This window comes from Actinoplanes sp. CA-051413 (assembly GCF_050955795.1).
In the GTDB taxonomy this organism is placed as follows: Bacteria; Actinomycetota; Actinomycetes; order Mycobacteriales; family Micromonosporaceae; genus Actinoplanes.
Window position 1 is genome coordinate 9,778,082 of the sequence record NZ_CP192100.1, and the last position, 24,451, is coordinate 9,802,532.

At 70.6% G+C, this 24,451-nt stretch carries 26 protein-coding genes and 1 pseudogene; 21 read left to right on the forward strand and 6 right to left on the reverse strand.

Annotation, left to right across the window (positions count from 1 at the left end; translation table 11 throughout):
- Nucleotides 1-31: 31 nt before the first annotated feature.
- Nucleotides 32-991, reverse strand: a pseudogene (trpS, locus tag ACQP2Y_RS46170) (tryptophan--tRNA ligase); the annotation flags it as partial.
- 161 nt (nucleotides 992-1,152) lie between these two features.
- Here trpS and ACQP2Y_RS46175 point away from each other — a divergent pair.
- From ACQP2Y_RS46175 to ACQP2Y_RS46230, 12 genes are all read left to right on the forward strand, one after another.
- On the forward strand, nucleotides 1,153-1,692 hold the full coding sequence (locus ACQP2Y_RS46175) for a flavin reductase family protein (RefSeq protein WP_433723220.1): 540 nt from the start codon (nucleotides 1,153-1,155) through the stop codon (nucleotides 1,690-1,692).
- 109 nt (nucleotides 1,693-1,801) lie between these two features.
- Nucleotides 1,802-2,200 (forward strand): DUF485 domain-containing protein, encoded by a 399-nt coding sequence (locus ACQP2Y_RS46180; protein ID WP_433723222.1) that lies wholly within the window; start codon nucleotides 1,802-1,804, stop codon nucleotides 2,198-2,200.
- Nucleotides 2,200-3,879 carry a solute symporter family protein gene (locus ACQP2Y_RS46185; RefSeq protein ID WP_433723224.1) on the forward strand — a complete coding sequence of 560 codons (1,680 nt, stop codon included), beginning with the start codon at nucleotides 2,200-2,202 and terminating at the stop codon, nucleotides 3,877-3,879. Before ACQP2Y_RS46180 ends, ACQP2Y_RS46185 begins: the two co-directional genes overlap by 1 nt.
- A 70-nt stretch (nucleotides 3,880-3,949) precedes the next feature.
- A complete protein-coding gene (locus ACQP2Y_RS46190; protein WP_433723226.1) occupies nucleotides 3,950-4,915 on the forward strand; it encodes an NAD-dependent epimerase/dehydratase family protein in 966 nt (321 codons plus the stop codon).
- 110 nt (nucleotides 4,916-5,025) lie between these two features.
- Entirely contained in the window at nucleotides 5,026-6,285 is a 1,260-nt protein-coding gene (locus tag ACQP2Y_RS46195) for an LCP family protein (RefSeq protein ID WP_433723228.1), read from the forward strand.
- 163 nt (nucleotides 6,286-6,448) lie between these two features.
- Complete coding sequence (locus ACQP2Y_RS46200; protein WP_433723230.1) at nucleotides 6,449-7,654, forward strand: LCP family protein; 1,206 nt, start codon at nucleotides 6,449-6,451, stop codon at nucleotides 7,652-7,654.
- Nucleotides 7,655-7,669: 15 nt separating this feature from the next.
- A complete protein-coding gene (locus ACQP2Y_RS46205) occupies nucleotides 7,670-8,005 on the forward strand; it encodes a rhodanese-like domain-containing protein (protein WP_433723232.1) in 336 nt (111 codons plus the stop codon).
- A complete protein-coding gene (locus ACQP2Y_RS46210) occupies nucleotides 8,002-8,799 on the forward strand; it encodes a glycerophosphodiester phosphodiesterase (protein WP_433723234.1) in 798 nt (265 codons plus the stop codon). Before ACQP2Y_RS46205 ends, ACQP2Y_RS46210 begins: the two co-directional genes overlap by 4 nt.
- An 85-nt stretch (nucleotides 8,800-8,884) precedes the next feature.
- A complete protein-coding gene (locus ACQP2Y_RS46215; RefSeq protein ID WP_433723236.1) occupies nucleotides 8,885-10,327 on the forward strand; it encodes a sensor histidine kinase in 1,443 nt (480 codons plus the stop codon).
- Nucleotides 10,328-10,399: 72 nt separating this feature from the next.
- Nucleotides 10,400-11,284 (forward strand): DUF5926 family protein, encoded by an 885-nt coding sequence (locus ACQP2Y_RS46220; RefSeq protein ID WP_433723238.1) that lies wholly within the window; start codon nucleotides 10,400-10,402, stop codon nucleotides 11,282-11,284.
- Between the two features lie 82 nt (nucleotides 11,285-11,366).
- Nucleotides 11,367-12,446, forward strand: a complete 1,080-nt coding sequence (locus ACQP2Y_RS46225) for a hypothetical protein (RefSeq protein WP_433723240.1) — start codon at nucleotides 11,367-11,369, stop codon at nucleotides 12,444-12,446.
- 28 nt (nucleotides 12,447-12,474) lie between these two features.
- Nucleotides 12,475-13,215, forward strand: coding sequence for a glycoside hydrolase family 16 protein (locus tag ACQP2Y_RS46230; RefSeq protein ID WP_433723242.1), 741 nt, complete (start codon nucleotides 12,475-12,477; stop codon nucleotides 13,213-13,215).
- Nucleotides 13,216-13,221: 6 nt separating this feature from the next.
- Here ACQP2Y_RS46230 and ACQP2Y_RS46235 read toward each other — a convergent pair whose 3' ends face one another.
- A complete protein-coding gene (locus ACQP2Y_RS46235; RefSeq protein ID WP_433723244.1) occupies nucleotides 13,222-14,424 on the reverse strand; it encodes an arginine deiminase in 1,203 nt (400 codons plus the stop codon).
- A gap of 341 nt (nucleotides 14,425-14,765) precedes the next feature.
- On the opposite strand from ACQP2Y_RS46235, the gene ACQP2Y_RS46240 reads away from it, so the two are divergent.
- The 5 genes from ACQP2Y_RS46240 to pheA all read left to right on the forward strand — a co-directional run bounded on the left by ACQP2Y_RS46240 (nucleotide 14,766) and on the right by pheA (nucleotide 18,291).
- Nucleotides 14,766-15,500 (forward strand): hypothetical protein, encoded by a 735-nt coding sequence (locus tag ACQP2Y_RS46240; protein ID WP_433732389.1) that lies wholly within the window; start codon nucleotides 14,766-14,768, stop codon nucleotides 15,498-15,500.
- 162 nt (nucleotides 15,501-15,662) lie between these two features.
- Nucleotides 15,663-16,151 carry a hypothetical protein gene (locus tag ACQP2Y_RS46245; protein ID WP_433723246.1) on the forward strand — a complete coding sequence of 163 codons (489 nt, stop codon included), beginning with the start codon at nucleotides 15,663-15,665 and terminating at the stop codon, nucleotides 16,149-16,151.
- Between the two features lie 75 nt (nucleotides 16,152-16,226).
- Nucleotides 16,227-16,619 carry an ACT domain-containing protein gene (locus ACQP2Y_RS46250; RefSeq protein WP_212992339.1) on the forward strand — a complete coding sequence of 131 codons (393 nt, stop codon included), beginning with the start codon at nucleotides 16,227-16,229 and terminating at the stop codon, nucleotides 16,617-16,619.
- Between the two features lie 59 nt (nucleotides 16,620-16,678).
- Nucleotides 16,679-17,290: a hypothetical protein gene (locus ACQP2Y_RS46255; protein WP_433723248.1), complete on the forward strand. Its 612-nt coding sequence runs from the start codon at nucleotides 16,679-16,681 to the stop codon at nucleotides 17,288-17,290.
- A gap of 44 nt (nucleotides 17,291-17,334) precedes the next feature.
- Nucleotides 17,335-18,291: a prephenate dehydratase gene (gene pheA, locus ACQP2Y_RS46260; protein ID WP_433723250.1), complete on the forward strand. Its 957-nt coding sequence runs from the start codon at nucleotides 17,335-17,337 to the stop codon at nucleotides 18,289-18,291.
- 70 nt (nucleotides 18,292-18,361) lie between these two features.
- Here the strand turns inward: pheA and ACQP2Y_RS46265 are convergent, their stop codons facing one another.
- The 3 genes from ACQP2Y_RS46265 to ACQP2Y_RS46275 form a co-directional block, all read right to left on the reverse strand.
- A complete protein-coding gene (locus ACQP2Y_RS46265) occupies nucleotides 18,362-19,096 on the reverse strand; it encodes an AIM24 family protein (RefSeq protein WP_433723252.1) in 735 nt (244 codons plus the stop codon).
- 63 nt (nucleotides 19,097-19,159) lie between these two features.
- Nucleotides 19,160-19,522, reverse strand: coding sequence for a metallopeptidase family protein (locus ACQP2Y_RS46270; protein ID WP_433723254.1), 363 nt, complete (start codon nucleotides 19,520-19,522; stop codon nucleotides 19,160-19,162).
- Between the two features lie 45 nt (nucleotides 19,523-19,567).
- Entirely contained in the window at nucleotides 19,568-19,996 is a 429-nt protein-coding gene (locus ACQP2Y_RS46275) for an OsmC family protein (RefSeq protein ID WP_360546536.1), read from the reverse strand.
- A gap of 67 nt (nucleotides 19,997-20,063) precedes the next feature.
- Between ACQP2Y_RS46275 and ACQP2Y_RS46280 the strand changes: the two genes are divergently transcribed.
- The 4 genes from ACQP2Y_RS46280 to ACQP2Y_RS46295 all read left to right on the forward strand — a co-directional run bounded on the left by ACQP2Y_RS46280 (nucleotide 20,064) and on the right by ACQP2Y_RS46295 (nucleotide 23,869).
- Complete coding sequence (locus ACQP2Y_RS46280) at nucleotides 20,064-20,831, forward strand: hypothetical protein (protein WP_433723257.1); 768 nt, start codon at nucleotides 20,064-20,066, stop codon at nucleotides 20,829-20,831.
- 48 nt (nucleotides 20,832-20,879) lie between these two features.
- Nucleotides 20,880-22,142, forward strand: coding sequence for a serine--tRNA ligase (serS, locus tag ACQP2Y_RS46285; RefSeq protein WP_433723259.1), 1,263 nt, complete (start codon nucleotides 20,880-20,882; stop codon nucleotides 22,140-22,142).
- 108 nt (nucleotides 22,143-22,250) lie between these two features.
- Nucleotides 22,251-23,063: a Cof-type HAD-IIB family hydrolase gene (locus ACQP2Y_RS46290; RefSeq protein ID WP_433723261.1), complete on the forward strand. Its 813-nt coding sequence runs from the start codon at nucleotides 22,251-22,253 to the stop codon at nucleotides 23,061-23,063.
- On the forward strand, nucleotides 23,063-23,869 hold the full coding sequence (locus ACQP2Y_RS46295) for an HAD family hydrolase (protein ID WP_433723263.1): 807 nt from the start codon (nucleotides 23,063-23,065) through the stop codon (nucleotides 23,867-23,869). The genes ACQP2Y_RS46290 and ACQP2Y_RS46295 overlap by 1 nt, the downstream gene beginning before the upstream one ends.
- Here the strand turns inward: ACQP2Y_RS46295 and ACQP2Y_RS46300 are convergent.
- Complete coding sequence (locus ACQP2Y_RS46300) at nucleotides 23,866-24,441, reverse strand: bacterial proteasome activator family protein (RefSeq protein WP_360546546.1); 576 nt, start codon at nucleotides 24,439-24,441, stop codon at nucleotides 23,866-23,868. The two genes, ACQP2Y_RS46295 and ACQP2Y_RS46300, sit on opposite strands and share 4 nt — an antisense overlap.
- Nucleotides 24,442-24,451: the final 10 nt, after the last annotated feature.

Genomic DNA, 24,451 nt, shown 5'->3' on the forward strand with positions numbered 1-24,451 from the left:
TCAGGGTCTGGTCCGCGACGGCGTTGGCCCGCGCGTTGCCGGTCCGCAGCACCTCCCGCACCAGACCCGGTTCCTGCGCGTACGCGGCCCGCCGCGCCCGCATCGGCGCCAGGAACTCGTTGACCGCCTCGGTGACCGTCCGCTTCAGGGCGGCGGCCCCGGCGGCACCGATCGTCGCGGCCACCTCGTGCGGGTCCTGGTCCAGGCACAGCGCGGCGAGCTGGACGAGCCCGGACACCTCCGGCCGCGCCTGCGGGTCGAAGGTGATGTGCCGGTCGGCGTCGGTCCTGGCCCCGCGGATCAGCCGGGCGGTCTCGTCCGCGGTGGCCGACAGGGCGATCGCGTTGCCGCGGCTCTTGCTCATCTTCGTCCCGTCGGTGCCCAGCAGCAGCGGCGCGGCGCCCAGCAGCGCCTCGGGCACCGGGAAGACCGGCCCGTAGCGCTCGTTGAACCGCCGGGCCACCGTCCGGGTGACCTCGACGTGCGGCAGCTGGTCCTGGCCGACCGGCACCAGGTTGCCCTTGCAGAACAGGATGTCGGCGGCCTGATGCACCGGGTAGGTGAACATCAGCCCGCTGACCGAGCTCTGCCGGGAGTGCGCGATCTCGTCCTTGACGGTCGGGTTGCGTTGCAGCTCCGGCACGCTGACCAGGCTGAGGAACGGCAGGACGAGCTGGTTGAGCGCCGGCACCGCGCTGTGCGTGAAGATCGTCGCCCGGTCCGGGTCGAGCCCGGCGGCGAGGTGGTCGAGGATCAGCCCCTCGACCGTGGGCACCAGCCGTTCAGCGACGTCGCGGTCGGTCAGCACCTGGTAGTCGGCGACGACCACGACCAGGTCGACGCCGCTCTGCTGGAGGCGCACCCGGTTGCGCAGGGTGCCGAAGTAGTGGCCGAGGTGCAGCGGCCCGGTGGGCCGGTCACCGGTCAGCACGCGGAAGTCGCCGGGCCTTGCGGCGATCCGGTCCTCGAGGCTCAGTGTCTGGGTGGTCATTTCTGTCTCCCTGGGAGGTCGTGGACGACCCGGGAAACACAGAACGGGCCGTCCGATGGGACGGCCCGCGCGTGCGGAAGTGGCGGCCGTCGCTAGGACGGGCGCCAGCTCTGCGGGCACGCGGTGTTCACGCGACCGATATTACCGCCGCGGGCGGCACAATGTTTCCCGTGAAACCTGTCGAGCCCGGCGCGCACATCCACTCCAGTGACCCGTTCGCCACCCCGGAGCAGGACAAGTCCGCGGTGCGGCGGCTGCGCGGGCGGCTGGCCGCGCCCGTCACGCTCTGGACCGCGCCCGGGCCCGCCGGTCTCACCGTCTCCTCCATGCTGGTCGCCGACGGGGAGCCCGGCCGCGTGCTGGGACTGGTCGACGAGGAGAGCGACTTCTGGGACGCCGTCTCGGTGGCCGGTCGTTTCGCCGTCACCCCGCTCGGCCCCGGCGACCAGCAACTGGCCGATCGTTTCGCCGGCCTGATGCCCGCCCCGGGTGGTCTCTTCGCCGGCGACGACTGGACCGAGACGGACTACGGCCGGGTGCCGGCGGGCGCGGGCACGTGGGCGGGCTGCCGGCTGGACGGACAGCGGCCGTACGGCTGGGGCCTGCTGGTGGAAGCGACGATCGAGACGATTCAGCTCGATGACGCCGGGCTCGTCCCTTTGCTCCACTTCCGCGGCAGGTACCGCGGGCTCGACCGGTAAGCGCAACAGGGGCGCCGCTCGGCGCACCTGACGACCGGCAGCCAGTGATCGCCACCACTGCTTCGTACGGTGCGGAAAAGACCCGCCCCCACGAAGGTGGTGAGCCACGTTGACAACCGAAACGACCCCGACCGAGAAGTATCTCGAGGTCCAGCGATCCGATGAATTCGCCGGGTTGCGCCGCAAGCTGCGCAACTTCATTTTCCCCGTGACCGTCGCGTTCTTCCTCTGGTACGCGCTCTACGTCCTGCTCTCGGCGTACGCCCGGGGCTTCATGTCCGTGAAGCTCATCGGGAACATCAACGTCGCGCTGCTGCTCGGCCTGCTGCAGTTCGTCTCGACGTTCGTGATCGCCTGGTACTACTCCCGGTTCGCGGCCCGGCAGATCGACCCGACCGCCGACAAGATCCGTGAGGACCTGACGGCCGGTGCCGCAGCCCGCAGTGCGGCGACTCCCGCCGCCCGCACGGACGACGCCCCCGAGACCGACACGGAGGCGGCCAAGTAATGGAACCCCACCTCTACCTCGCGGCCGAGGCCAGCTCCTCGACGAGCCGCACCCTGACCATCACGCTGTTCCTGATCTTCGTCGCGATCACCCTGGCCATCACCATCTGGGCGAGCCGGCAGACCAAGACGGCGACCGACTTCTACGCCGGTGGCCGGTCGTTCTCGGGCTTCCAGAACGGCATGGCGATCGGCGGCGACTACATGTCGGCGGCCTCGTTCCTGGGCATCGCCGGCCTCATCGCCCTGTACGGCTACGACGGCTTCCTGTACTCGATCGGCTTCCTGGTCGCCTGGCTCGTCGCGCTGCTGCTGGTGGCCGAGTTCCTGCGCAACTCGGGCCGGTACACGATGGCCGACGTGCTGGCGTTCCGGATGCGTCAGCGCCCGGTGCGCACGGCGGCGTCCGTCTCCACCATCGTGGTGTCGATCTTCTACCTGATCGCCCAGATGGTCGGCGCCGGTGCGCTGGTCAGCCTGCTGCTCGGGATCAAGCCCGGCACCACGTTCCTGGGCATGGACGCCGACACCGCCAAGATCGCCACGATCATCATGGTCGGCGCGCTCATGATCGTGTACGTCGTGGTCGGCGGCATGAAGGGCACCACGTACGTGCAGATCGTCAAGGCGTTCATGCTGATGACGGGCGCCCTGCTGATGGTGCTGCTGGTGCTGGCGCACTACAAGTTCAACCTGTCGTCGCTGCTCGGTGACGCCGCCGAACAGTCCGGCAAGGGTTCCGCGTTCCTGGAACCCGGGTTGCGGTACGGCGTCGAGACAGCCGGTGATGCGGCGAAGACGTTCTACAGCAAGATGGACCTGCTGTCGCTCGGCATCGCCCTGGTGCTCGGCACGGCTGGCCTGCCGCACATCCTGACCCGGTTCTACACCGTGCCGACCAGCAAGATCGCCCGCAAGAGCGTGCTCTGGGCGATCGGCATCATCGGCACGTTCTACCTGTTCACCCTGGCCCTGGGCTTCGGCGCGGCGGCTCTGGTGGGCGGCAAGGCGATCACCGCCCAGGACAAGGCCGGCAACACGGCCGCGCCGCAGCTGGCGCAGGCGCTGGGCATCGACTACTTCGGTGGTGACACGGGCGGCGCGGTGCTGCTCGCCATCATCGCGGCGGTCGCCTTCGCCACCATCCTCGCGGTGGTGGCCGGCCTGACCCTGGCGTCGTCGTCGAGCGTGGCGCACGACTTCTACGCCAGCGTCATGAAGCGCGGCCAGGCGTCGGAGCGCGACGAGGTACGGGTCGCCCGGATCTCGGCGTTCATCATCGGCGCCATCGCGATCCTGCTGTCGATCTTCGCCCAGAGCCTGAACGTGGCCTTCCTGGTGGCGCTCGCCTTCGCGGTGGCCGCCTCGGGCAACCTGCCGGCGATCCTCTACAGCCTGTTCTGGAAGCGGTTCAACACTTCCGGGGCGCTGTGGGCCATCTACGGCGGTCTGCTCTCCGCCGTGCTGCTGGTGTTCTTCTCGCCCGTCGTCTCCGGCTCGCCGACGGCGATGTTCCCGGACAGCGACTGGCACTGGTTCCCGCTCAGCAACCCCGGCATCATCTCGATCCCGATCGGCTTCCTCTGCGGCTGGATCGGCACGGTGATCTCGAAGGAGACGGACGCGGACAAGTACGCCGAGCTCGAGGTGCGGTCGCTGACCGGCTTCGGCGCTCACTGACGGACAGGCAGTACCGGCCGGGGCCGACGCGCGAAATGCGCGTCGGCCCCGTTCGCTTAGAGTGTCGTCCATGTCAGTGCAACAGCGGTACGGCGCAGGCCATCGGATTCTCGTCAGCGGCGGCGCCGGCTTCGTGCCGTCCCACGTCGTCGACGCTCTCGTGGACCGGGGCTGCACCGTCGTGGCGATCGACAACTTCGTCACCGGGGCCAAGGAGAACGTGGCCCACCTGGCCGGCGAGCCGCGCTTCACCCTGATCGAGGCCGACCTCGTCCAGGGCCTGCCCGCGCACCCGGCGATGGCCGAGCGCTTCGACGCCATCCTGCACATGGCGTCCCCGGCCAGCCCCACCGACTTCGCCAAGCTGCCGCTGGAGATCCTCAAGGTCGGCTCGGTGGGCACGCTCGCGCTGCTCGACCGGGCGGTCGCGGACGCGGCGCGCTTCCTGATGGCGTCGACCTCCGAGGCGTACGGCGACCCGCTGGTGCACCCGCAGCCGGAGTCGTACTGGGGCAACGTCAACCCGATCGGCGTGCGGTCGGTCTACGACGAGTCCAAGCGGTTCGCCGAGGCGGCCACGATGGGCTACCACCGCTTCCACAACCTCTCCACCGCGATCGTGCGCATCTTCAACACGTACGGCCCGCGGATGCGCCCCGACGACGGCCGGGCCATCCCCACCTTCATCAGCCAGGCGCTGCGCGGTGCCCCGATCACCGTGCACGGCACCGGTGCACAGACCCGGTCGATCACCTACGTCGACGACCTGGTCCGCGGCATCCTGCTGCTGCTCGACTCGGACGAGACCGGCCCGATCAACTGCGGCACCGAGCACGAGCTGACCATGCTCGAGCTGGCCGAGCTGATCGTGCGGCTGTGCGGCAGCGACTCGGAGATCGATCTGGTCGAGCGGATGGCCGACGACCCGGAGAAGCGCCGCCCGGACCTGACCCTGGCCCGCACCCTGCTCGGCTACGAACCGCAGGTCGGGCCGGAAGAGGGCCTGCGCCGCACGATCGACTTCTTCAAGGGCTGAGCATTTCGCCACGGTAGTGAACGTTTCACGAACAGTAATTGTCTCCTCCCTTCGTGCCGCGCCAGTGTCGATGCACGCTATGCCCGGTTCCGGGTACGTAACCTGAAGTCATGTCTGCGACCACGTCCCCTTGGGGTAGCTCCTCCGGCCGGGCTTCCGTGCCGGGCTCGATGAGCCGGGCCTCCGTGCCCGGTTCGGGCCGCGCCGGCGGCGGCGGTCCCGCATCGGCCCGCGCCGGTGTGCCGCGTGGTTACGACGACTGGCCGCCGCGCGGCTCGGGTGGCGGCCCCGGCGGACCGGCCGGCCCGCCCCGGGGACCCGGTGGCGGCGGCAACTACCCCGGGCGGCCGTACAAGGGCAAGCGCAAGCCGCGCTGGGGCCGGATCGCGATGGTCGTCGGCGCGGTGGTGCTGGTCGGCGGTCTGGTCGCCGGCATCTCGCTGTACGGCTACGCCAACGGTCTCAACGACGACCTCAAGCGCACCGACGCCTTCTCCGACATCACCAAGGGCCGCCCGGTCAAGACCGTCGACGGCGCGCTCAACATCCTGCTGGTCGGCAGCGACTCACGGGACCCGGACGCGACCAAGGAAGACACCAACGAGTGGCGTGCGGACACGCTGATCGTCATGCACATCCCGGCCGACCACAAGTCCGCCCAATTGGTGTCGATCCCCCGCGACCTGTGGGTGCAGATCCCCTCCGGTAACTCGGCAGACTGCAGCAGCGGCAGCCGCGCCAAGATCAACGCGGCGTTCGCCTTCGGTGGTCTGCCCCGCGCCGTACGGACCGTGGAGTGCATGACCGACGTGCACCTCGACCACGTGCTGGCGATCGACTTCGGCGGCTTCAAGGAGGTCACCGACGCGCTCGGCGGCGTGGACCTCAAGGTCGAGCAGAGCATCACCTCGATCCACAAGCCGTTCCGCAAGTTCAAGAAGGGCACCATGCACATGAACGGTGCCGAGGCGCTCGACTGGATCCGCCAGCGCAAGCAGTTCGCCCGCGGCGACTTCGCCCGCATGCAGCACCAGCAGGAGTTCCTCAAGGCGCTGATGGACAAGGCGGCCAGCACCGGCACGCTGAGCAACCCGGCCAAGCTCAACGAGTTCCTCAAGGCGACCACCAGCGCGATCACCGCCGACCAGGACTTCTCACTGACCGACATGGCCCTGCAGTTCCGCAGCCTGCGCGGCGAGAACCTCACCTTCATCACGAGCCCCAACCTGGGCAGTCAGACGATCTCCGGACAGAGCGTCGTCGTCTCCGATCGGGAGAAGGCTCTTGCTTTGTACAAGGCGGTTGCTGCCGACAAGATGGATGAGTGGATGAGCTCGACGAAGACGCCGGCGAGCCAGGCCAACGGCTGATCCGGCACTAACCCGGGCAAAGGGCGCGGGTCGGCGGTGATCGCCGGCCCGCGCCTTTGTTTAACGCTGCGTGTCATCGATATGAAACGCACAAGGCCTCGCAAGAGATCGAAGTTGAACGTACAGTGATGTCCGCCCGGATCCCGACCCGCTTGGAGAGCGCATGACCGTCCAGACCCCCCGACGTGCTTCGTCGCTGGATCGGGACGCCGTCACGGCCCCCAAGCGCACCGCCCCGGCCGGGCCGCCCGGCCCGCCCAAGGGCGGCAAGAAGGGCACCAAGGGCAAGAAGGACCCGGTCTGGGCCAAGGCGACCCTGATCTTCGGCGCGGTCCTGATGATGGCCAGCGGCGCCGGCATCGTCGGCACCAAGTGGGTGGTCAGCAGCGCGACCAGCGCCGTCACCCAGGACAACCTGCTCGGCAACACCAAGAAGACGGCGGCCGAAGGCGGCAACAGCCTCAAGGGCCCGATCGACCTGCTGCTGATGGGCGTGGACGCGCGCAAGCGCTGGGCCGTCGACGACCTGCACGCCGACACGATCATCATCCTGCACATCCCGGCCAGCCACGACCAGGCGTACCTCGTCTCGGTCCCGCGCGACACCGAGGTGCAGGTCCCTGCCTTCGCCAAGAGCAAGTATCCGGGCGGCACCGCCAAGGCCACCGAGGCGTTCTTCCACGGCGCCCAGAACGGCGGCGGCTGGGCCGGCGGCGCGCAGCTCATGGCCCAGACCCTGAAGAACACGACGGGCATCAGCTTCGACGGCGCGGCCATCATCGACTTCAACGGCTTCAAGGGCGTCATCGACGCGCTCAAGGGCGTGAAGATGTGCGTGGACCAGCGGGTCAAGTCGCACCACATGGTCAAGGTGGGCGGCAAGCCGATGTATCTCGCGGAGGCCCGCAAGACCGGCAAGTCCCAGACGCCGATCTGGCACGAGAAGGGCTGCCGGGAGATGGAGGGCTGGGAGGCCCTCGACTACGCCCGCCAGCGCTACGGCCTCAAGAACGGCGACTACGACCGCCAGCGCCACCAGCAGCAGCTGATCAAGGCGATGGCCAAGAAGGCCAGCGGCAGCGGCGTGCTGACCAACCCGGTGAAGGTCAGCGGGCTGATGAAGGCCGCCGGCAAGGCCTTCGTGCTGGACACCGGCGGCGTACCGGTCGCCGACTTCATGTTCACCCTCAAGGGGGTGGCGGCCAACGACCTGGTGCTGCTGCGCAGCAACAACGGCTCGTTCGCCGGCAACGGCAAGGGCCGCGAGGCGATCACGCCCAAGACGATGGACATGTACCGGGCCGTCAAGCAGGACAAACTCGCCGACTTCATCATCGGCAACCCGGACGTCGTGGCCCCGGAGAAGTAGCTCTACGCTGGTCGGGTGTTCGGACCTCAGGTACCCAGCGTGACGCCGTCCCAGGTGCAGTCCACGGCCTACCTGCTCGACGTGCGGGAGCCCGACGAGTGGACGGCGGGCCACGCGCCCGGCGCCCACCACCTGCCGATGATGGAGGTCCCGGCACGCGTCGCCGAGATCCCCCAGGACACCGAGGTCGTGGTGGTGTGCCGCTCCGGCGGGCGCTCCGGCCAGGTCGTGTCGTATCTGATGGGCAACGGGTGGGACAACGTCCGTAACCTCGACGGCGGCATGCAGGCGTGGGCCGGCGACGGCCGCGATGTCGTCAGCGAGAACGGTCAGCCACCCCGCGTCCTGTGACCTCCGGGCGACCTCTGGTCTTCGCCCACCGGGGCGGAGCCGACGCGCTGCCGGAGCACACTCTGGCGGCCTATCTGCGAGCCCTCGACGAGGGCGCCGACGGCGTGGAGTGCGACGTCCGGCTGACCCGCGACGGGCATCTGGTGTGCGTGCACGACCGGCGGCTCAACCGGACCAGCAACGGCACCGGCCGGGTCAGCGCCAAGACCCTGGCCCAGCTGGAGGAACTCGACTTCGCCTCCTGGCACCCGGCCTCGGCGGCCGAGGAGTGGCTGGCGGACCACGTCCGGCTGCTCACGCTGGATCGGCTGCTCACTGCTCTGCGTGACCGCGGCCGCCCGGTGCGCCTGCTCATCGAGACCAAACACCCGTCACGGTACGGCGCCGACGTCGAGCGCCGGCTGGTCGAGATGCTGCGCCGGTACGGCCTCGCCGAGCCGAAGCCCGATGATCCCATCCACGTGACCGTCATGTCGTTCGCGGCTCTGGCCCTGCGCCGGATCCGCCGGCTGGCCCCGGAGATCCCGACGGTCTACCTGCTGGAGATCGTGCCCCCCGGCGTGGGCCGCGGCCGGCTGCCCTTCGGCGTGCGGATCGCCGGTCCGGGGATCGGCCTGATCCGGTCCCGCCCGCAGCTGGTATCCGCGCTGCGCGCCGCCGGCCACCAGACCTACATCTGGACGGTCAACGAGGAACCGGATCTTGATCTGGTGCTGGCCCAGCAACCCGACGGCATCATCAGCGACCGGCCGAAATTCGTGCTCGATCGCCTCGAGAAGGTACCGCCCGTGTGACCCCGGCCACTCTCGACCCGGTTAGCGGCAAGATCCACACCAACCGCTCTGCCCAAAAGCCCGTAAGCGAGGCAGACTCGCAGACATGCCGGATCGTCCCGACTACGCCGCGCTGACGCGAGGGCAGATCGAGCTTCTGAGGCGGATCAACGCCGGTGAGGCCGGCCTGGCCGTGCTGAACCAGCTCGTCCAACTTGCCCAGGACGTGCTGGGCGGGCTCGGCGCCGGCTTCGCCGAGTACAGCCCCGGGCACGGCCGGATCATCGCCGCCAGCGGCATCTGCGCCCGCGCGCTGGGCCGCCGGGTCGACCGCGCGGACGCCCGGCTGACCACCGGCAGCCGCACCCAGCTGGTCCCGCTCGACGACGAGACGGCCGCCCAGCTCGACGGCGAACACCACCGGGTGCTCGGCGCCCGGTGCGAGATCGGCGGCCTGGTCGTCGGCTCCCTGCACGTGTACTACGGCGAACAGGACGGCGAGCCCGGCCCCGAGCACCACGACGTGCTGGAACTGCTCGCCACCAACATCGGCCACATGTACGGCGACCAGGCCGGCCTGCCCGTGCACGGCGACGGCCCGGTGGTGGCCGCCCTCTCCGACGGGCTGACCATCATCGACCGCGACGGCATCGTGCAGCTCTGGAACCCGGCCGCCGAGCAGCTCACCGGCCGTACCGTCGGCGAGATGCTGGGCCGCCCGCTGCAGTTCCCGGTCCCGCCGCCCGGCCAGGTGCTGGTCCACCGGCTGCCGTCCGGCCGGCTGCTCAAGGTCACCGCCGGGGATCTGCCCAACACGGCCGCGATGCGGGTCGTCACCTTCCGGGACTCCACCGACCAGGACCGCCGGCACGAGGACCGCGACCTTTTCGTCGCCGTCACCAGCCACGAGCTGCGCACCCCGGTCACCGTGATCAAGGGGTACGCGGACACGCTCACCAACCACTGGGAGACCCTCGGCGAGGACGGGCGCCAGGAAGCCGTCCGGGTGATCGGCGCCCGCGCCGGTGAGCTGGCCCGGCTCGTCGACCGGCTGCTCTCGGCCACCAGCGACGACGGTGAGGTCGGCGTCCACCCGCCCGGCCCGTTCGATCTCGTCGACGGCCTGCGGCACGCGGCCGGGCAGCTGCCCGAGGATCTGCGCCGCCGGCTGGTGCTCGACCGGCTGCCGGGCGAGCTGCCGAAGGCGTTCGGCGACCGCGACTCGCTCGCCACGATCCTCACCGAGCTCGCCACCAACGCGGACAAATATTCGGCCCGCGACACCGTGGTCGAGGTGAGCGCCGACGCCGACGAGACGACGGTGACGTTCCGGGTCGCCGACCGTGGCATCGGTGTCAGGCCCGAGCACGTCGAGCGCGCCTTCGAACGCTACTGGCAGGGCGAGTCCCACGACCGCGGCCGCAACCCGGGCGCCGGACTGGGCCTCTACCTGGTCCGCCGCATCGTGGAACGCCAGCACGGCTGGGTCTCGCTGCGCCCCCGCGACGGCGGCGGCACGGTCGCGGAGGTCCGGCTCCCGCGGGCCTGACCTGATGATCCTTTTCGCCGCGGACGGCCCGGAGTGCCTGGATCGCGCGGCCACCGCCTAGGCTGGTTCGCCGTGAGCAAGCGTCGAAACCCCCGCGCCGCGGCCAACGCGGCCCCCAAGCGCCAGAAGGTGCGTGACATCTTCGTCGCCCGGCCGTTCGAAGGCCTGGCCGACGAGCCGGAGTGGATCGCGCTGCGCGAGCTGGTTCCGGCCGCTTCCGCGCCGCTGACCCTCAAACCCGAGATCATCGAGGAGTACGGGGACCGCCCCGTCACGCTCTCGACGGTGCTCCCGATGGCCTGGCCGGCGATGACCCGCCAGGACGGCCGGGTCTTCGTCGGGTTGCAGCGGCACGTGCAGTCCGGGGACGTGTCCCGGGACATCGCCGTGGCTGTCCTGTGCGCCCTGCAGACCGAGCCGGGCGACACCGTGGCCGTGCCGGCGCTGCCGGGTGAGGGCCCGCGGCTGCAGGACATCCTCGTGGACGGCCCGCTGGACATCACGATGCACGACGGCTTCGAGTACTGGCTCGACGCCGAGCAGGCCGAGGACGCGAACGTGAAGGCGTCGCTGGAGCGGGCCAACGCCTCGATCTACCCGACCGTGCGGCTGGGGGTGCCGGCCGCGTACTGGTGCCGGGTGCAGCCGGACAAGTCGCACGTACGCTGGGTGCTGCCGCAGGAGGAGGACCCGGCGCTGGACGCGCTGGCCCGCCTCTCCGCGAGCGGCGACCTGCTGCTCGGCGAGAACACGAAGTTCGCCGGCATGTTCCGGGCGCACGGCCTGCTGGTCCCGGTCTGGGACGTCCCGGGTGAGCCCGAGGCCGGCGACTGGGAGGCCCCGCTGGCCGACTTCGCGAAGCGCTACACGGACATCCTCGCCGAGACCGCCCCGCTGGACGCCGCTGCCCGCCGCGCCAAGCAGGGCCTCGTGAGCCGGCAGCTGACGCTGCGCTGACCGCACCGACCCGTTCGGCGGGGGCCGGGCGCCCTCGCCGAACGGGTCGGACAGGCCGGCTCTGAGTCCGTACAGTGCGGCCATGCGCACGTCTCTCGCCGTTTCGATGGCAGCGGCAGTTCTGTCATCCCTGCTTCCGGCCGCGCCGGCACTCGCCGCACCGGCGGCGGACACCGCGCCGCCCGAGGTCCACTCCATCACCTTCGCCGAGTCCGCCGTGACGGTCTCCGGCCTCGAGACCCACTTCGTGCAGGTACGGGTCCGGCTCACCGACGAAACCGGTGTCCAGCAACAGGACTACGTGCCCAGCGACCAGGCCGCCGGCCCCATCGTGCAGGTCAGCAGCGGGCTGAACAGCTACGTCGTGCTCCGGCGCACCGAAGGCACCGACCAGGACGGCATCTGGACCGGCTCGCTGCCGGTCACGTCGATCTGGAGCGGGAAGCTCGAGCCGACCCGGGTCTACGCGCTCGACAAGACCTTCCACAACCAGCTGGACGTCGATCCCCGCACGATCATCGAGACGCCCAGTCTCGAGGTGCAGAGCTCGCACCGGCCGATGATCGAGATGACCTTCAGCCCGGAGCCGGCCACCAAGGGCCAGCCGGTGACCCAGCGCATCCGGGCCTGGGACGCCACCACCAACGCACCCTGGCCGAACCTGCCCCTGCAGATCAGCTCCGACAACGGTTGCGTCGAACCGGCCGGCTCGCTGTCCCGCCGCACCGGCGCCGACGGCACGTTCCAGCGCACGCTCAGCGGCGACGAGGCTCAGTGGCTGCAGTGCACCTGGGTGGCCGGCCAGGCCCAGCCCGGCCAGGCGTGGCCGCCGACCTACCTCGCGGTCACCAGCGCCCACGTCCGGTACACCCGCTACGCGGTGACCGCGACGCCCGCCGCCACCTCGGCGCCGGCCGGCACGAACGTGAACGTCGACGGCAACGTCACGCCGCTCGCGGTGGGCAAGACCGTGCAGCTGCAGCGCCGCTACCCGGACAACACCTGGCGCAAGGTCGGCACCGCCCTGATCCGCGCCAGCGGCCGCTACACCCTCGTGGCGACCCCGGGCGGCCAGGCCACGTACTCCTACCGCGTCTACGCGCCCGGTGACTACCGCGCGGTCGGCGGCACCTCCAAGGTGTTCACCATCCGGGGCGCCTGACCAGGCAGCACTTGGATACATTGCGTCGATGGAGGACCACTTCGCCGGCGACGCGCTCGATCTCTCGGTGTGGTTGCCGCACTATCTGCCGCACTGGAGCTCGCGCGCGTCGTCCGCGGCGACGTACGTGGTCGCCGACGGCGAGCTGCGGCTGAGCATCCCGCCCGAGCAGGGCCTGTGGTGCGAGGGTGTGCACGACGGCCCGCTGCGCGTCTCCGGCATCCAGAGCGCGAGCTTCTCCGGCCCGGTGGGCAGCCCGGTCGGCGGCCAGCCGTTCCGCGACGACCTGCTGGTGGCCAGCGAGGAGCCGGAGTTCTGGGGCTACACCCCGCTCTACGGCCACATCGAGGTGCGCGCCCGCGGCGTGCTGTCCCCACGGTCCATGATGGCCTTCTGGCTCTCCGGCATCGAGGACAAGCCGCAGCACTCCGGCGAGATCTGCGTGATGGAGATCTTCGGTGACGCGGTCCGGCCGGGCTCCGCCGACGTCGGCATCGGCCTGCACAAGTTCCGTGACCCCGGCCTGACCGAGCAGTGGTCCACAGTGCCGCTGCCCATCGACGTCTCGGAGTTCCACACGTACGCGGTCGACTGGCAGCCGGGATCCATGGTGTTCAGTGTGGACGGCACGCCGGTGCGTACGATCGGCCAGTCCCCGAACTACCCGGTCCAGCTCATGCTGGCCGTCTTCGACTTCCCGGACAAGGCCACCGGCGACGACGACGGGCCGGTGCCCGAGATGATCGTCTCGCACGTCCTGGGCACCTGACCGGCCTCAGCCCGGGGTGCGCTCGATCGGGCAGCTCATGCAGCGCGGACCACCCCGGCCGGAACCGAGCTCCGAGCCGCTGATCGCGATCACCTCGATGCCCGCCCGTTCCAGCTGGGCGTTGGTCTCGACGTTGCGCTCGTACGCGACGCAGAGCCGGGGCGCGATGGCCAGCGTGTTGTTGCCGTCGTCCCACTGCTCGCGTTCGGCGGTGACCGGGTCCAGCCCGGTGTCGATGATCCGCAGCCGGTCGATGCCCATCGCCTCCGCGGCCGCGTCCAGGAACGGCCGGGACGGGCCGACCACCGGCTCACCGTCGAAGCCCGCGGTGACCGGGTACGCCCGCAGCGTGTCCGCGATGTTGGGATACATCACCACCGCGTCGACGTCGACCATCGTGCAGACCGTGTCGAGGTGCATGGTCGCGCGTTCCTGGGCGATCGGGACGGCCAGGATCGTGTGGGCCAGCCCGGCGGCGAAGACCCGGCGGGCGAGGCGCTCGGCCCCGGCCGGGGTGGTGCGCTCGCCGACCCCGATGGCCAGCACGTTCGGCGCGAGCAGCAGCACGTCGCCACCCTCCACGTGCTCCAGGCCCGGCTGGTAGAGCAGCTCGGTGCCCGCGAACCGCGGGTGGTGGGTGTAGATGGCCCGGGTCAGGGTGGTCTCGCGGTTGCGGGCCGGCATGGCCAGGCTGGTGACCGCGACCTGGTCGCGCACCCAGACCGAGGAGTCGCGGGTGAACAGCAGGTTGGGCAGCGGGTCGATGACGAAGTCGAGGCGGTTCATGAGCTGGTAGACCAGCCCGCCCGACCGCCCGGGGCCCGGCTTGACCTCCTCGTGCGCCAGGCCGGCCATGAGCACCTGGGCCAGCTCGCGGGGCGCCAGGTCGGCCAGGTGGGCCGCCACCCGCTCGCGCAGGGTGTCGCCGAGGCGCGGAGTGTTGAGCACGCTCTCGGTCAGTGCCTCCCGCGCCGCGTCCACGGCGAGCGTCTCCTCGAGGAGTTCGCCCAGGTAGAGGACCTCGACGCCGCGGTCGCGCAGGGCTGCCGCGAACGCGTCGTGCTCCTCCTGGGCCCGGCCCACCCACGGGATGCCGTCGAACAGCAGGGAGTCGTTGTTGCGCGGGGTCAGTCTCGCGAGCTCGGCGCCCGGCCGGTGCAGCATGACCGTGGCTAGCCGGCTCACTTCGCTGTCGACGTAGTGGGCCACGGGTCGAGCCTAGGGGCTGACGGGCCGCGGGGCGCGCCCACCGGCGAGGGTGATCACTGGCGAGCCGCACGGCCCGGAGCCATGCTGTGACTTAGCGCGCAGAAATCTGGGACAACGCTGCGCGATCAAGGTAGGTAAGGCTAACTTGTCGGGGACGTTTCGGATTCTCGGGGAGCCCTAGGTCGTGTGATGCACCATACGGAAAAAGTACTTGTGCGTGAATGCGGCATTCATCCCCACTCATTCCGCTTTCTTTCCGGTCTGATGACTTGCTTGAGTACCGGGTCCAACACGTACCGTAGTGGAAAGAGAGCCCGATGGACCTTTTGCCGGAGGTCGCAGTGACTGTCTTCCCCGCACGTCCCGCCCTGCCCGTGCCGTCTCGCAACTACCCACCCGCCATCGACCCTCGACGCACCGCACCGCCCGCGGCGCTCGAGCCTCGCCAGAGCCCCGTCGAGTGGGCCCGCCGTCGCCGCGCTGAGCGCGAAGCCCGCCGCCTCGAGGCAGCCGGTGCCCGCGCACTGACGCGCCTCGACCGGCTCGGACCCGCCTGGCACATCGTCGACTGGCCCCGCACCGACTCGCTGGGCTACGAGAGCGACCCCACCGACGACCGCGCCGGATTCCTCGCGATCGGCCCGGGCGGCGTCTACGCCGTCACCGTCGCCGACCACGGCCGCGCCCGGGTGCTGATCGCCGGGGACGTCGTCCAGATCAACGGCAAGCGCCCGGCGTACGTGGCCGAAGCTCGCCGTGACGCCAAGCGCGCCGGCCGGGCCATCAGCTCCGCCGTCGGGCTGAGCGTGCCCGTCACCCCCGTGCTGGCGTTCGTCGGCTCCGGGGTGATCAGCGTGCACGGTCTGCCCAAGGACTGCCTCGTAGCCACCCACAAGGAGCTCGACCGGTTGCTGATCGCCGGTGGTGCGCGGATCTCACCCGCCACCGCCAGCAAACTCTCAGCGGTGGCACAACACCCGGCCACCTGGGCAAACGCGCCTTATCGGCCGAACGGCGACTACCGGTGGCTGCCAAGCGGCCAAACGGCCGCTGACAAGCGGGCGACCCGCCGGTAACGTTCCCTGCAGAGCACCGCTTGCCGTCGAAGGTTGACGTGAGCGACGCCGGCCGGACACTCGAGGAGCCGAGGCTAAGCTTCGGACCCGGGCAGTCCGGCCGGAGTCAGGTCACGCAGACCGGGCACACAGCCTGGGCCACACCGGGCCGGGACGGCACGGATGAAGAGGGAGGTGCGGGTGGCGCACGTCGAGCTCTCACTCTCGGGAGCGTTTGTGCCGCAGGCGCGTACGCCGGCCGAGTCCGAGTTCGTCTCTGGCGTCGACCGCTGGGCGGCGACGGTCTGGCAGGCTGTCGAGCCCTGTCTGGTCATCGACACGGCCTTCAGGATCGTGGCCGTGTCGCCGTCGGCGAGCGAGCTCCTCGGACTGGGCAAGGGCCTGGACGCGGTCGGGCAGCCACTGCTCGGCGGCGACGGCTCCCTGCGCCTGATCGACTTCACGGCCGGCGGGGGCGACCTCACCGAGCAGGAGATCGAGAAGATCCCGCCGCTGCTCGCCCTCACCAGCGAACGGCTGGCCCGCGGCCTCATGCGCGTCCAGCCCAACGGCGAGGACAGCCCCCTCACGGTCGACGCGATCGCGAGCCCGCTGTCCGAGGGCGGCCGGGTGGCCGCATCCCTGACCTTCTTCTCGGCCATCCGGTACTAGTAACCCGTTCGTGTGGCGATCAACGCACCGGCTACCCATTGGGATCGTGGGGGTCCGGACCGTAGTGTTCCCCTCATGCTCGATCTAGATCTGCTACCAGCGGAGTACGCGGTGTGCCGGCTGCCGGCCGGTTCAGCCCTGCCGGCCTCCCTGAGCAGCGGTCCGGACGACAAAAGCGTCATCTCGGTGACCTGGGCCCCCGACGAGCTCTCGGTGATCTGCCCGGCCGACCGGGTGCCGGAGGGCGCCGTCGTCGAGGCCGCCTGGCGCTGCCTGCGCGTCGTCGGCCCGCTGGACCTCGCGCTCACCGGAGTGCTGGCGTCGCTGATCAGTCCGCTGGCCGCCGCCCGGGTCAACATCGTCGCCTTCTCGACGTACGACACGGACTATCTGCTGATCCCTCAGGTGCGGCTCACCGAGGCGGTCGACACGCTGACCGCCGCCGGTCACCGGCTCGCCTCCGCCTGAGGTTCTTCTTCGCGGCTCCTGAGGGCGCGTTCCGCGGCCGGAGCACCTACCATGGGCCCGTGCTGCGCATCGTCTGCTACCGATTCCTGGCACTCGCCGGGCTGGTGACGCTGCTCGCCGCGTGCGGGGAGCCACCGGCCCCACCGCTCACCGCGCCGCCGGACGCGCCGGGCGGTGCCAGTGCCTCTTCAGGTGCGGCGTATCCGCTGCCCAGCGGCATCACAGTGCCCGTACCGGTGCCCACCGGCGGGTTCCCACCGGCCACCGTGCCGACGCTGCCGTACGTACCGCCCGCGACGCTGCCGCCAGTCGCCACGACGCCGCCGCGGACCACCACGACGACCACCGCCGCGCCCACCCCGACGACGCCGCCGGCCGCGAAGTGCCGCAGCGGACCGACCGCGGCGCAGGTGGTCGCGGTCTTGAAGGGCCTGCCCGGAATCCCGGACCGCAAGCTGGCCGTGTCCGACGGACCGTTCTGCGCGGGGTCGTGGCAGTTCGCCCAGGTGCAGATCGCCGGCGAGGACCCCAAGAAGGCCGAGCAGCTCTTCGTCGTCACGACCGGCACCCCGACGGCCCTCAAGGTGATCGAGGCGGGCACGGACGTCTGCAGCGTCGAGGTCCAGACCAAAGCCCCGGCGGGCATCCGGGTCCGGGCCTGCGGCGCCTGACCGGTACGGGGTGAGCGGCGCCCGTTGCGGCTAGGCTCGCTGACATGCCGGGAAACCCGCCCACCCGCTTCGTCTACCTCGGTCCCGAAGGGACCTTCACCGAGCAGGCGCTGCGCACCATCCCCGCCGCCGAGCACGGCATCCGGACGCCCGCCCGCAGCGTCCCCGAGGCGCTCGAAGCGGTCCGCGCCGGTGAAGCAGACGCCGCCCTCGTGCCACTGGAAAACTCGGTCGGCGGCGCGGTGCCGGTCACCCTGGACGAGCTCGGCACCGGAGCACCCCTGGTCATCACCCGCGAAGTGGTGCTGCCCGTGGAATTCGTGCTGGCCGCCCGTCAGCTCATCGGCCTGCACCGGATCCGTTCGGTGGCGGCCCACCCCCAGGCCTCCGCCCAATGCCGGAACTGGCTGAGCACCCACCTGCCCGACGCGGTGGTGGTCGACGTCCTGTCGAACGCGGCCGCGGCGATCAGCGCGGCCACCGGCGAACACGACGCGGCGATCTGCGCCCCGATCGGCGTACCCCGCAACAATTTGACGATCCTCGCCGAGAAGATCTCGGACCACGCGGACGCGGTGACCCGCTTCGCCCTGCTGACCCGCCCGGGCCGCCCCGCACCCCCCACCGGCGACGACGTGACATCCCTGGCCGTGATGATCGACCACGACCGCGTCGGAGCACTGCTGTCGGTGCTGACCGAACTGGCGGTCCGCGGCATCAACCTGTCCCGCATCGAATCCCGCCCGACCGGCGAACAGCTGGGCGTCTACGTCTTCTTCCTGGACTGCTCCGGCCACGTGGCGGAGCCCAGGCTGGGCGAGGCGCTGCAGGGGCTGCGGCGGATCTGCGCGGAGGTGCGCTTCCTGGGGTCGTACCCCCGGCATCGCTGGTCCAAGGCGGCGGCCGAAGAGCCGGCGCCGTCCCAGCCGGGCCTGACCAACGCGGACTTCGCGGACAGCGCGGCCTGGCTGTCCCGCCTCCGCTCCGGCGAACCCAGCTGACCGCCCCGCCCACCCGCGGTGCCGCCCGACCCTGACGGGCCGGGCGACCGCCTGATCTTGATCCTGAAAGCTAGTTCCCCAGCAGGTTGCCGAGGATGCCGCCCTGCTGCTGCTGGCCCTGGGCGGCGCCGGCGAGGCCGCCCGGCGGCTCCTCCGACGGCTGCACGACCACGAAGCCCTGGCCGGCGAAGCTCATCGTGAAGCGCTCGCCCGTGCTGCGGCCCAGCAGGGTGCCCAGGCCCATCTGCTCGGCACGGTGGTAGCCGGTCTGCAGGTTGGCCGACCAGCAGATCGCCGCCTGCGGGTCCACATAGGTCGGCTGGTCGACGCTCAGCACGACCGGGGTGCCCTTGGTCGTGACGGCGATCCGGCCGTAGCCGGAGAAGACGCAGTTGAACAGGCCCGCGTTGGACATCATGCCGACGCCCTGGACCATTTTGATGTCGTAGTTCAGGGTGCTGTCGAAGGCGAGCACGTTGGCGCCGTTGATGGACAGCGCGTCGCCCGGCTCGATGTCGATGATGTGGATGTCGGCGGCGTTCTCGGCCAGGAACACGTCGCCGCGGCCGCTCACCTTCATCAGCGGTACGCCTTCGCCGGTGAGTTTCTGCTTGAGGAACTTGCCGATGCCGCCCGAGCCGAGGGCTTCGAACTGCACCTGGCCCTGGTACGCGACCATCGTGCCGACCCGGGCCATGAACTCGCCGTTCAGCTCGGCCTTGAGAAGTTTCGAGTTCTGCAGTCGCAGCCCCGGCTGGGACGATTCCTTCTCGAGGTTCTCGGCCGAGAAAAGTTCGCTGCGCATTGGGTCCTCCTGTTGGCGTGGAGTACCAGGGTAGGCGCACTCAGCAACGGCCGGGTCCGCCTTTCAGCCCCATCCCAGCTCGTGCAACCGCAGGTCGTCGATCCCGAAGTGGTGGGCGATCTCGTGGACGACGGTGATCGCCACCTCGTCGATGACGTCCGTCTCCGTGTCGCAGACCTGCAGCGTGGGCAGCCGGTAGATGGTGATCCGGTCGGGCAGCACGCCGGCGTAGTCCCAGCCGCGGTCGGTCAGCGCGGTGCCCTCGTAGAGGCCGAGCAGGCCCATGCTGCCGTCGGGCGGCAGGTCCTCCACCAGGATGACCACGTTGCTCATCACTTTGAGCAGTTCGGGCGGTACTTCGTCCAGGGCCTCGCCGACCAGGTCCTCGAAGCGTTCACGGCTCATCTCGACCGGCACGCCGCCCATTGTGCTCCACCCGCGAGCATGCGCGGGTGGAGCACGGGCCGGGCGTCAGGCGAGCTTGGCGCTCAGGGTGATCTCGGCGCCGGGCGACAGCAGCCGGGAGATCGGGCAGTTCTCCTTGGCGCCTTCGGCGATCTTGGCGAAGGTGCCCTCGTCGATGCCGGGGACGTCGCCCACGGTCTCGAGGTCGATGCGGGTGACACCGAAGCCGGCGTCGCCCTTGTCGAGGTGGACCTTGGCGGTGGTCTCGACGGAGGTCGGCGTGAAGCCGGCGTCCGCGAGGCCCTTGGAGAACGCCATCGAGAAGCAGCCGGCGTGCGCGGCGCCGATGAGCTCCTCGGGGTTCGTTCCCTCGCCCTCCTCGAAGCGGGACTTGAAGGAGTAGTTCCCTTCGTACCCGCCCTTACCGGTCTTGATGGTGCCGGAGCCCTCGGTGAGATTGCCCGACCAGCGGGCGGAAGCAGTGCGAATAGGCATACGCCTGACGCTAGTCCATGTCCGTGAGCACTGGTCGGTGGACGGGGTACGGGCAATGATGGATCTCATGCCGGAGACCGGAGAGGCCGTCGTCGAGTTCGGCCCGGACGACGACGCGGAACGCCCGCCGCGACGCCGTGCGGCCGTGGGCGACTTCCTGACCGGGCTCGCCGGTGACCGCCGGGTCGTGCCGCTCGCCGCGGCCCTGGGCGGGGTGGCCCTGTTCGGCTCGCTGGTCTCCGAGTGGCAGCTCACCGAGATCGACGCCACCTTCTGGGGCGACGGCGAGGTGGGCACCCGGCCGGCGCAGACCATGCTGGCCGATCTGGACGGCTGGAGCGGCGGCTATCTGACCGGCCTGTTCCTGCTGATCGCCGCGGCGGTGCTGACGCTGTTCGGCCCGCCGGCCGGCCGCCGGTACGCCCGGCTGGCCGCGCTCAGCGTCGGGGGGACTCTGCTGGCGATGGTGGTGGCCATCGGGTCGTATCTGGGCGACATCAGCGGCGCCGTCGGCCAGCTCACTCTGACCAACCTCGAGGAGGATCAGGTCACCGTCTCGAGCGGGCGGGGTCTCTGGTGCGCGGGTGTGGGCGTGGCGCTGGTCCTGCTGGCGATGGTGTTGGCCGGGCGGCACCAGGCGACGGTGCCGGTGCCGGTGGCGGTCGACGCCCCGGCGGACGAGGGCCCGGCGGACGAGGTTGCGGCTCCGGTCTGGTCGTGGCGGCGCCCGTCCACCGGCGACGAGGACCGGCCGCCCGACGCGCCGTTCGACCTGACCGTGACCGCCACGAAGCCGTTCACCACGTCCCAGGACAACACCGACAAGCCCAGCTGAGGCATATCGGGGTGAAAGCAGGACATCGTCGCCGGTAGGCTCGTCGTCGTGATTGACCTGCGTCTCCTCCGGGAGGATCCCGACCTGTTCCGCGCCAGCCAGCGTCTGCGCGGCGAGTCCCCGTCGAAGGTCGACGACCTGCTGCGCGCCGACGAGGAGCGCCGGGCCGCGACCCAGAAGTTCGAGGCCGTCCGGGCGGAGCAGAAGTCCCTCGGTGGCGAGGTGTCGCGGGCCAAGGGCGACGAGCGGGCCGCCCTGCTGGCGCGCACCAAGGAGCTCAGCGCCACGGTCAAGGAGCTGCAGGCGGCGACCGTGCTGGCCGACCAGGCTCTGCGCGAGGCGCACCTGGCGGTGCCCAACCTGGTGCAGGACGGTGTCCCGCCGGGCGGCGAGGACGACTTCGTCGTGCTCCGCGAGGTGGGTGACCTCCCGCAGATCGAGAACCCGAAGGACCACCTGGAGATCGGCGAGGCGCTGCGGGCGATCGACACCGAGCGCGGCGCCAAGGTGTCGGGCTCGCGGTTCTACTTCCTCACCGGGGTGGGCGCCCTGCTCCAGCTGGGCATGCTGCAGCTGGCCATCGCCCAGGCCGTCGAGCACGGCTTCATCCCGTCGATCACCCCGGCGCTGGTCAAGCCCGAGGCGATGGAGGGCACCGGGTTCCTGGGCGCGCACGCGAGCGAGATCTACCGGCTCGAGGCCGACGACCTCTACCTGGTCGGCACGTCGGAGGTGGCGCTGGCGGCGTACCACTCCAACGAGATCCTCGACCTGGACAACGGTCCCGAGCGGTTCGCCGGCTGGTCGTCGTGCTTCCGCCGGGAGGCCGGCTCGCACGGCCGGGACGTCCGGGGCATCCTGCGCGTGCACCAGTTCGACAAGGTGGAGATGTTCTCCTTCTGCAAGCCGGAGGACGCCGCCGACGAGCACCAGCGGCTGCTCGCCATGGAGGAGGAGATGCTCGCCAAGGTCGAGATCCCGTACCGGGTGATCGACGTGGCGGCCGGTGATCTCGGCTCCAGCGCGACCCGCAAGTTCGACTGCGAGGCCTGGGTGCCGTCGCAGGGCCGCTACCGCGAGGTCACCTCGACGTCGAACTGCACCACGTTCCAGGCGCGCCGGCTCAACATCCGCTACCGCGACGAGGACGGCAAGCCGCAGACGGCTGCGACGCTGAACGGCACGCTGGCCACCACCCGCTGGCTGATCCCGATCCTGGAGAACCACCAGCAGCCCGACGGCTCGGTGCGCGTCCCCAAGGCCCTCCAGCCGTACCTGGGCGGCCGGGACATCCTCGAACCGGCGCGTTGACCAACTGGTAACCGGCCCGCTACCTCGAGGCATAGCCGCTGGTAGCCGGGCCGGTGTAACGTTTTCCTTCCGCCCTCCGCGGGGGTTGTCACACCCTCGGAGGAACACATGGCCAAGCCGGGACTGCCCAAGCTGATCGCCACGGACCTTGACGGCACGCTCGTGCGCAGTGACGACACCGTGTCCGCGTACACCCATGAGGTCCTGCAGCGGGTCCGGGCCGCCGGCATCCGCATCGTCGGCGCCACCGGCCGTGGCCCCCGCCTGACCAGCCTGGTCCGCAGCGACATCCGGGACGCCGACTTCCTCGTGCTGGCCCAGGGCGGCTGGGTGATCGACCAGCAGGAGGGCCAGATCCTGCGCAGCGAGCGGCTCCCGGGGCGGGACCTGGCCGCCGTCCTGGCCGATCTGGAGGCCGAGGTCGGACCGTTGTCGGTGATGGTCGAGGCGCTGGAGCACGACGACTCGCCGCTCTGGGGCGACTACGACCCCACCTGGCGCTACCCGGTCGTGGTCGAGCGCCGCTCCCGCGCGGAATGCCTGACCGGCGACGTGATCAAGGCTTTCGCGCGGTCGTTCGACCACCATGTCGACGACCTGCTCGCCGTGGCCCAGCGGATCGTGCCACCGGACGTGGCTTCGGTCACTCAGGCCGGCCTGAACTACATCGAGATCTGCCCGCCGGACGTGGACAAGGGCACCGGCCTGGCCGTCGTCGCGCAGGCCGTCGGCGTCGACCCGGCCGACGTCCTGGTGTTCGGCGACATGCCCAACGACCTGCCGATGTTCGCCTGGGCCGGGTGGAGCCGGGTAGCGGTGGGCAACGCCCACCCGACGCTGCTGGCGGTCGCCGACGAGGTCACCCTGACCAACGACGAGGACGGCGTGGCGGTCTATCTGGACCGGCTACTGTCGAGGTGATGCCACCCTTTCGCCTTGTCGCTTCCGACATCGACGGCACCCTGATCCGGACCGACGGCACGCTCAGCCCCCGCACCATCGGGGTCCTCGACCAGCTGTACACCAGCGGCGTCCCGACGGTCCTGGTGACCGGCCGGCCGGTGCGCTGGCTGCGCCAGCTCTACGACCAGATGGCCGAGCCGTTGCCGGCCGTCTGCGCCAACGGCGCCGTGGTCTACGACCCCGACACCGACGAGATCCTGCGGGCCGCGCCGCTCTCGGTCGAGCTGCTCCTGGACGTGACCCGGCAGCTGCGCGAGGCGGTGCCGGACGTCGCGCTGGCCGTCGAGGTCGAGGACGGGCGGAGCTTCTGGTACGAGGAGAAGTGGCCCCTGCACTGGGACGGTGAGCACAAGCAGGTCCGCGTGCTCGCCTCGCCCGAGGAGCTCACGTCCGTGCCCGCGGTCAAGTTGCTCGCCCGCTCGGCCAGTTACGGCCCGGACGACTTCGCCGAGCTGGTCAGCCGCACGCTGGGCGGAATCGCCGAGGCCACCCACTCGTCGTCCTCGGCGCTGGTGGAGATCTCCGCGGCCGGGGTGACCAAGGCGGCCGGGCTGGCCTGGCTCTGCGAGCGGGAGGGCTTCACCGCCGAGGACGTCGTGGCCTTCGGGGACATGCCGAACGACCTGCCCCTGCTGGCGTGGGCCGGCCGTTCCGTGGCGATGGGCAACGCCCATCCCGCCGTCCGTGAGGTCGCCGACGAGGTGACGCTCACGAACGACGAGGACGGCGTGGCCGTCTATCTCGAGAAGCTCTTCGACATCTAGAGGTATTGCCCGGTGCGGCCGCTGCCGTCGCCGGCTCCCTGGCTCGGCATGCCGGGGATGACGCCGTTGGGGCCCATCGGCAGGGCCGGGCGGCCGGCGCCACCGCCGCGCATCTGCTCCAACTGGAGCCGGGCCGCCATCTGCTGCGCGACCAGAGCCGCCTGGATGCCGTGGAACAAGCCTTCCAGCCAGCCCACGAGCTGGGCCTGGGCGATGCGCAGCTCCGGCTCGCTGGGCGGCGTGTCACCCTCGAACGGCAGCGACAGCCGTTCCAGCTCCTCCTGCAGCTCGGGCGCGAGGCCGTCCTCGAGCTCCTTGATCGAACGCTGGTGGATCTCGCGCAGCCGGCCCCGGCTCGCCTCGTCCAGCGGCGCCGCCCGGACCTCCTCGAGCAGCTGCTTGATCATGCTGCCGATCCGCATGACCTTGGCGGGCTGCTCGATCAGGTTGCCGGGCTCCTCGGGCTTGAGGTTGCCGTCGGTCCCCACCGTGCCCAGGGGGCGGCCGTCGGGGCCCACCACGATGACGGAGTCGTCTTCCTGCTGGTCTGTGGTGCGGGTGTCGTCGGTCATGCGTTCCATC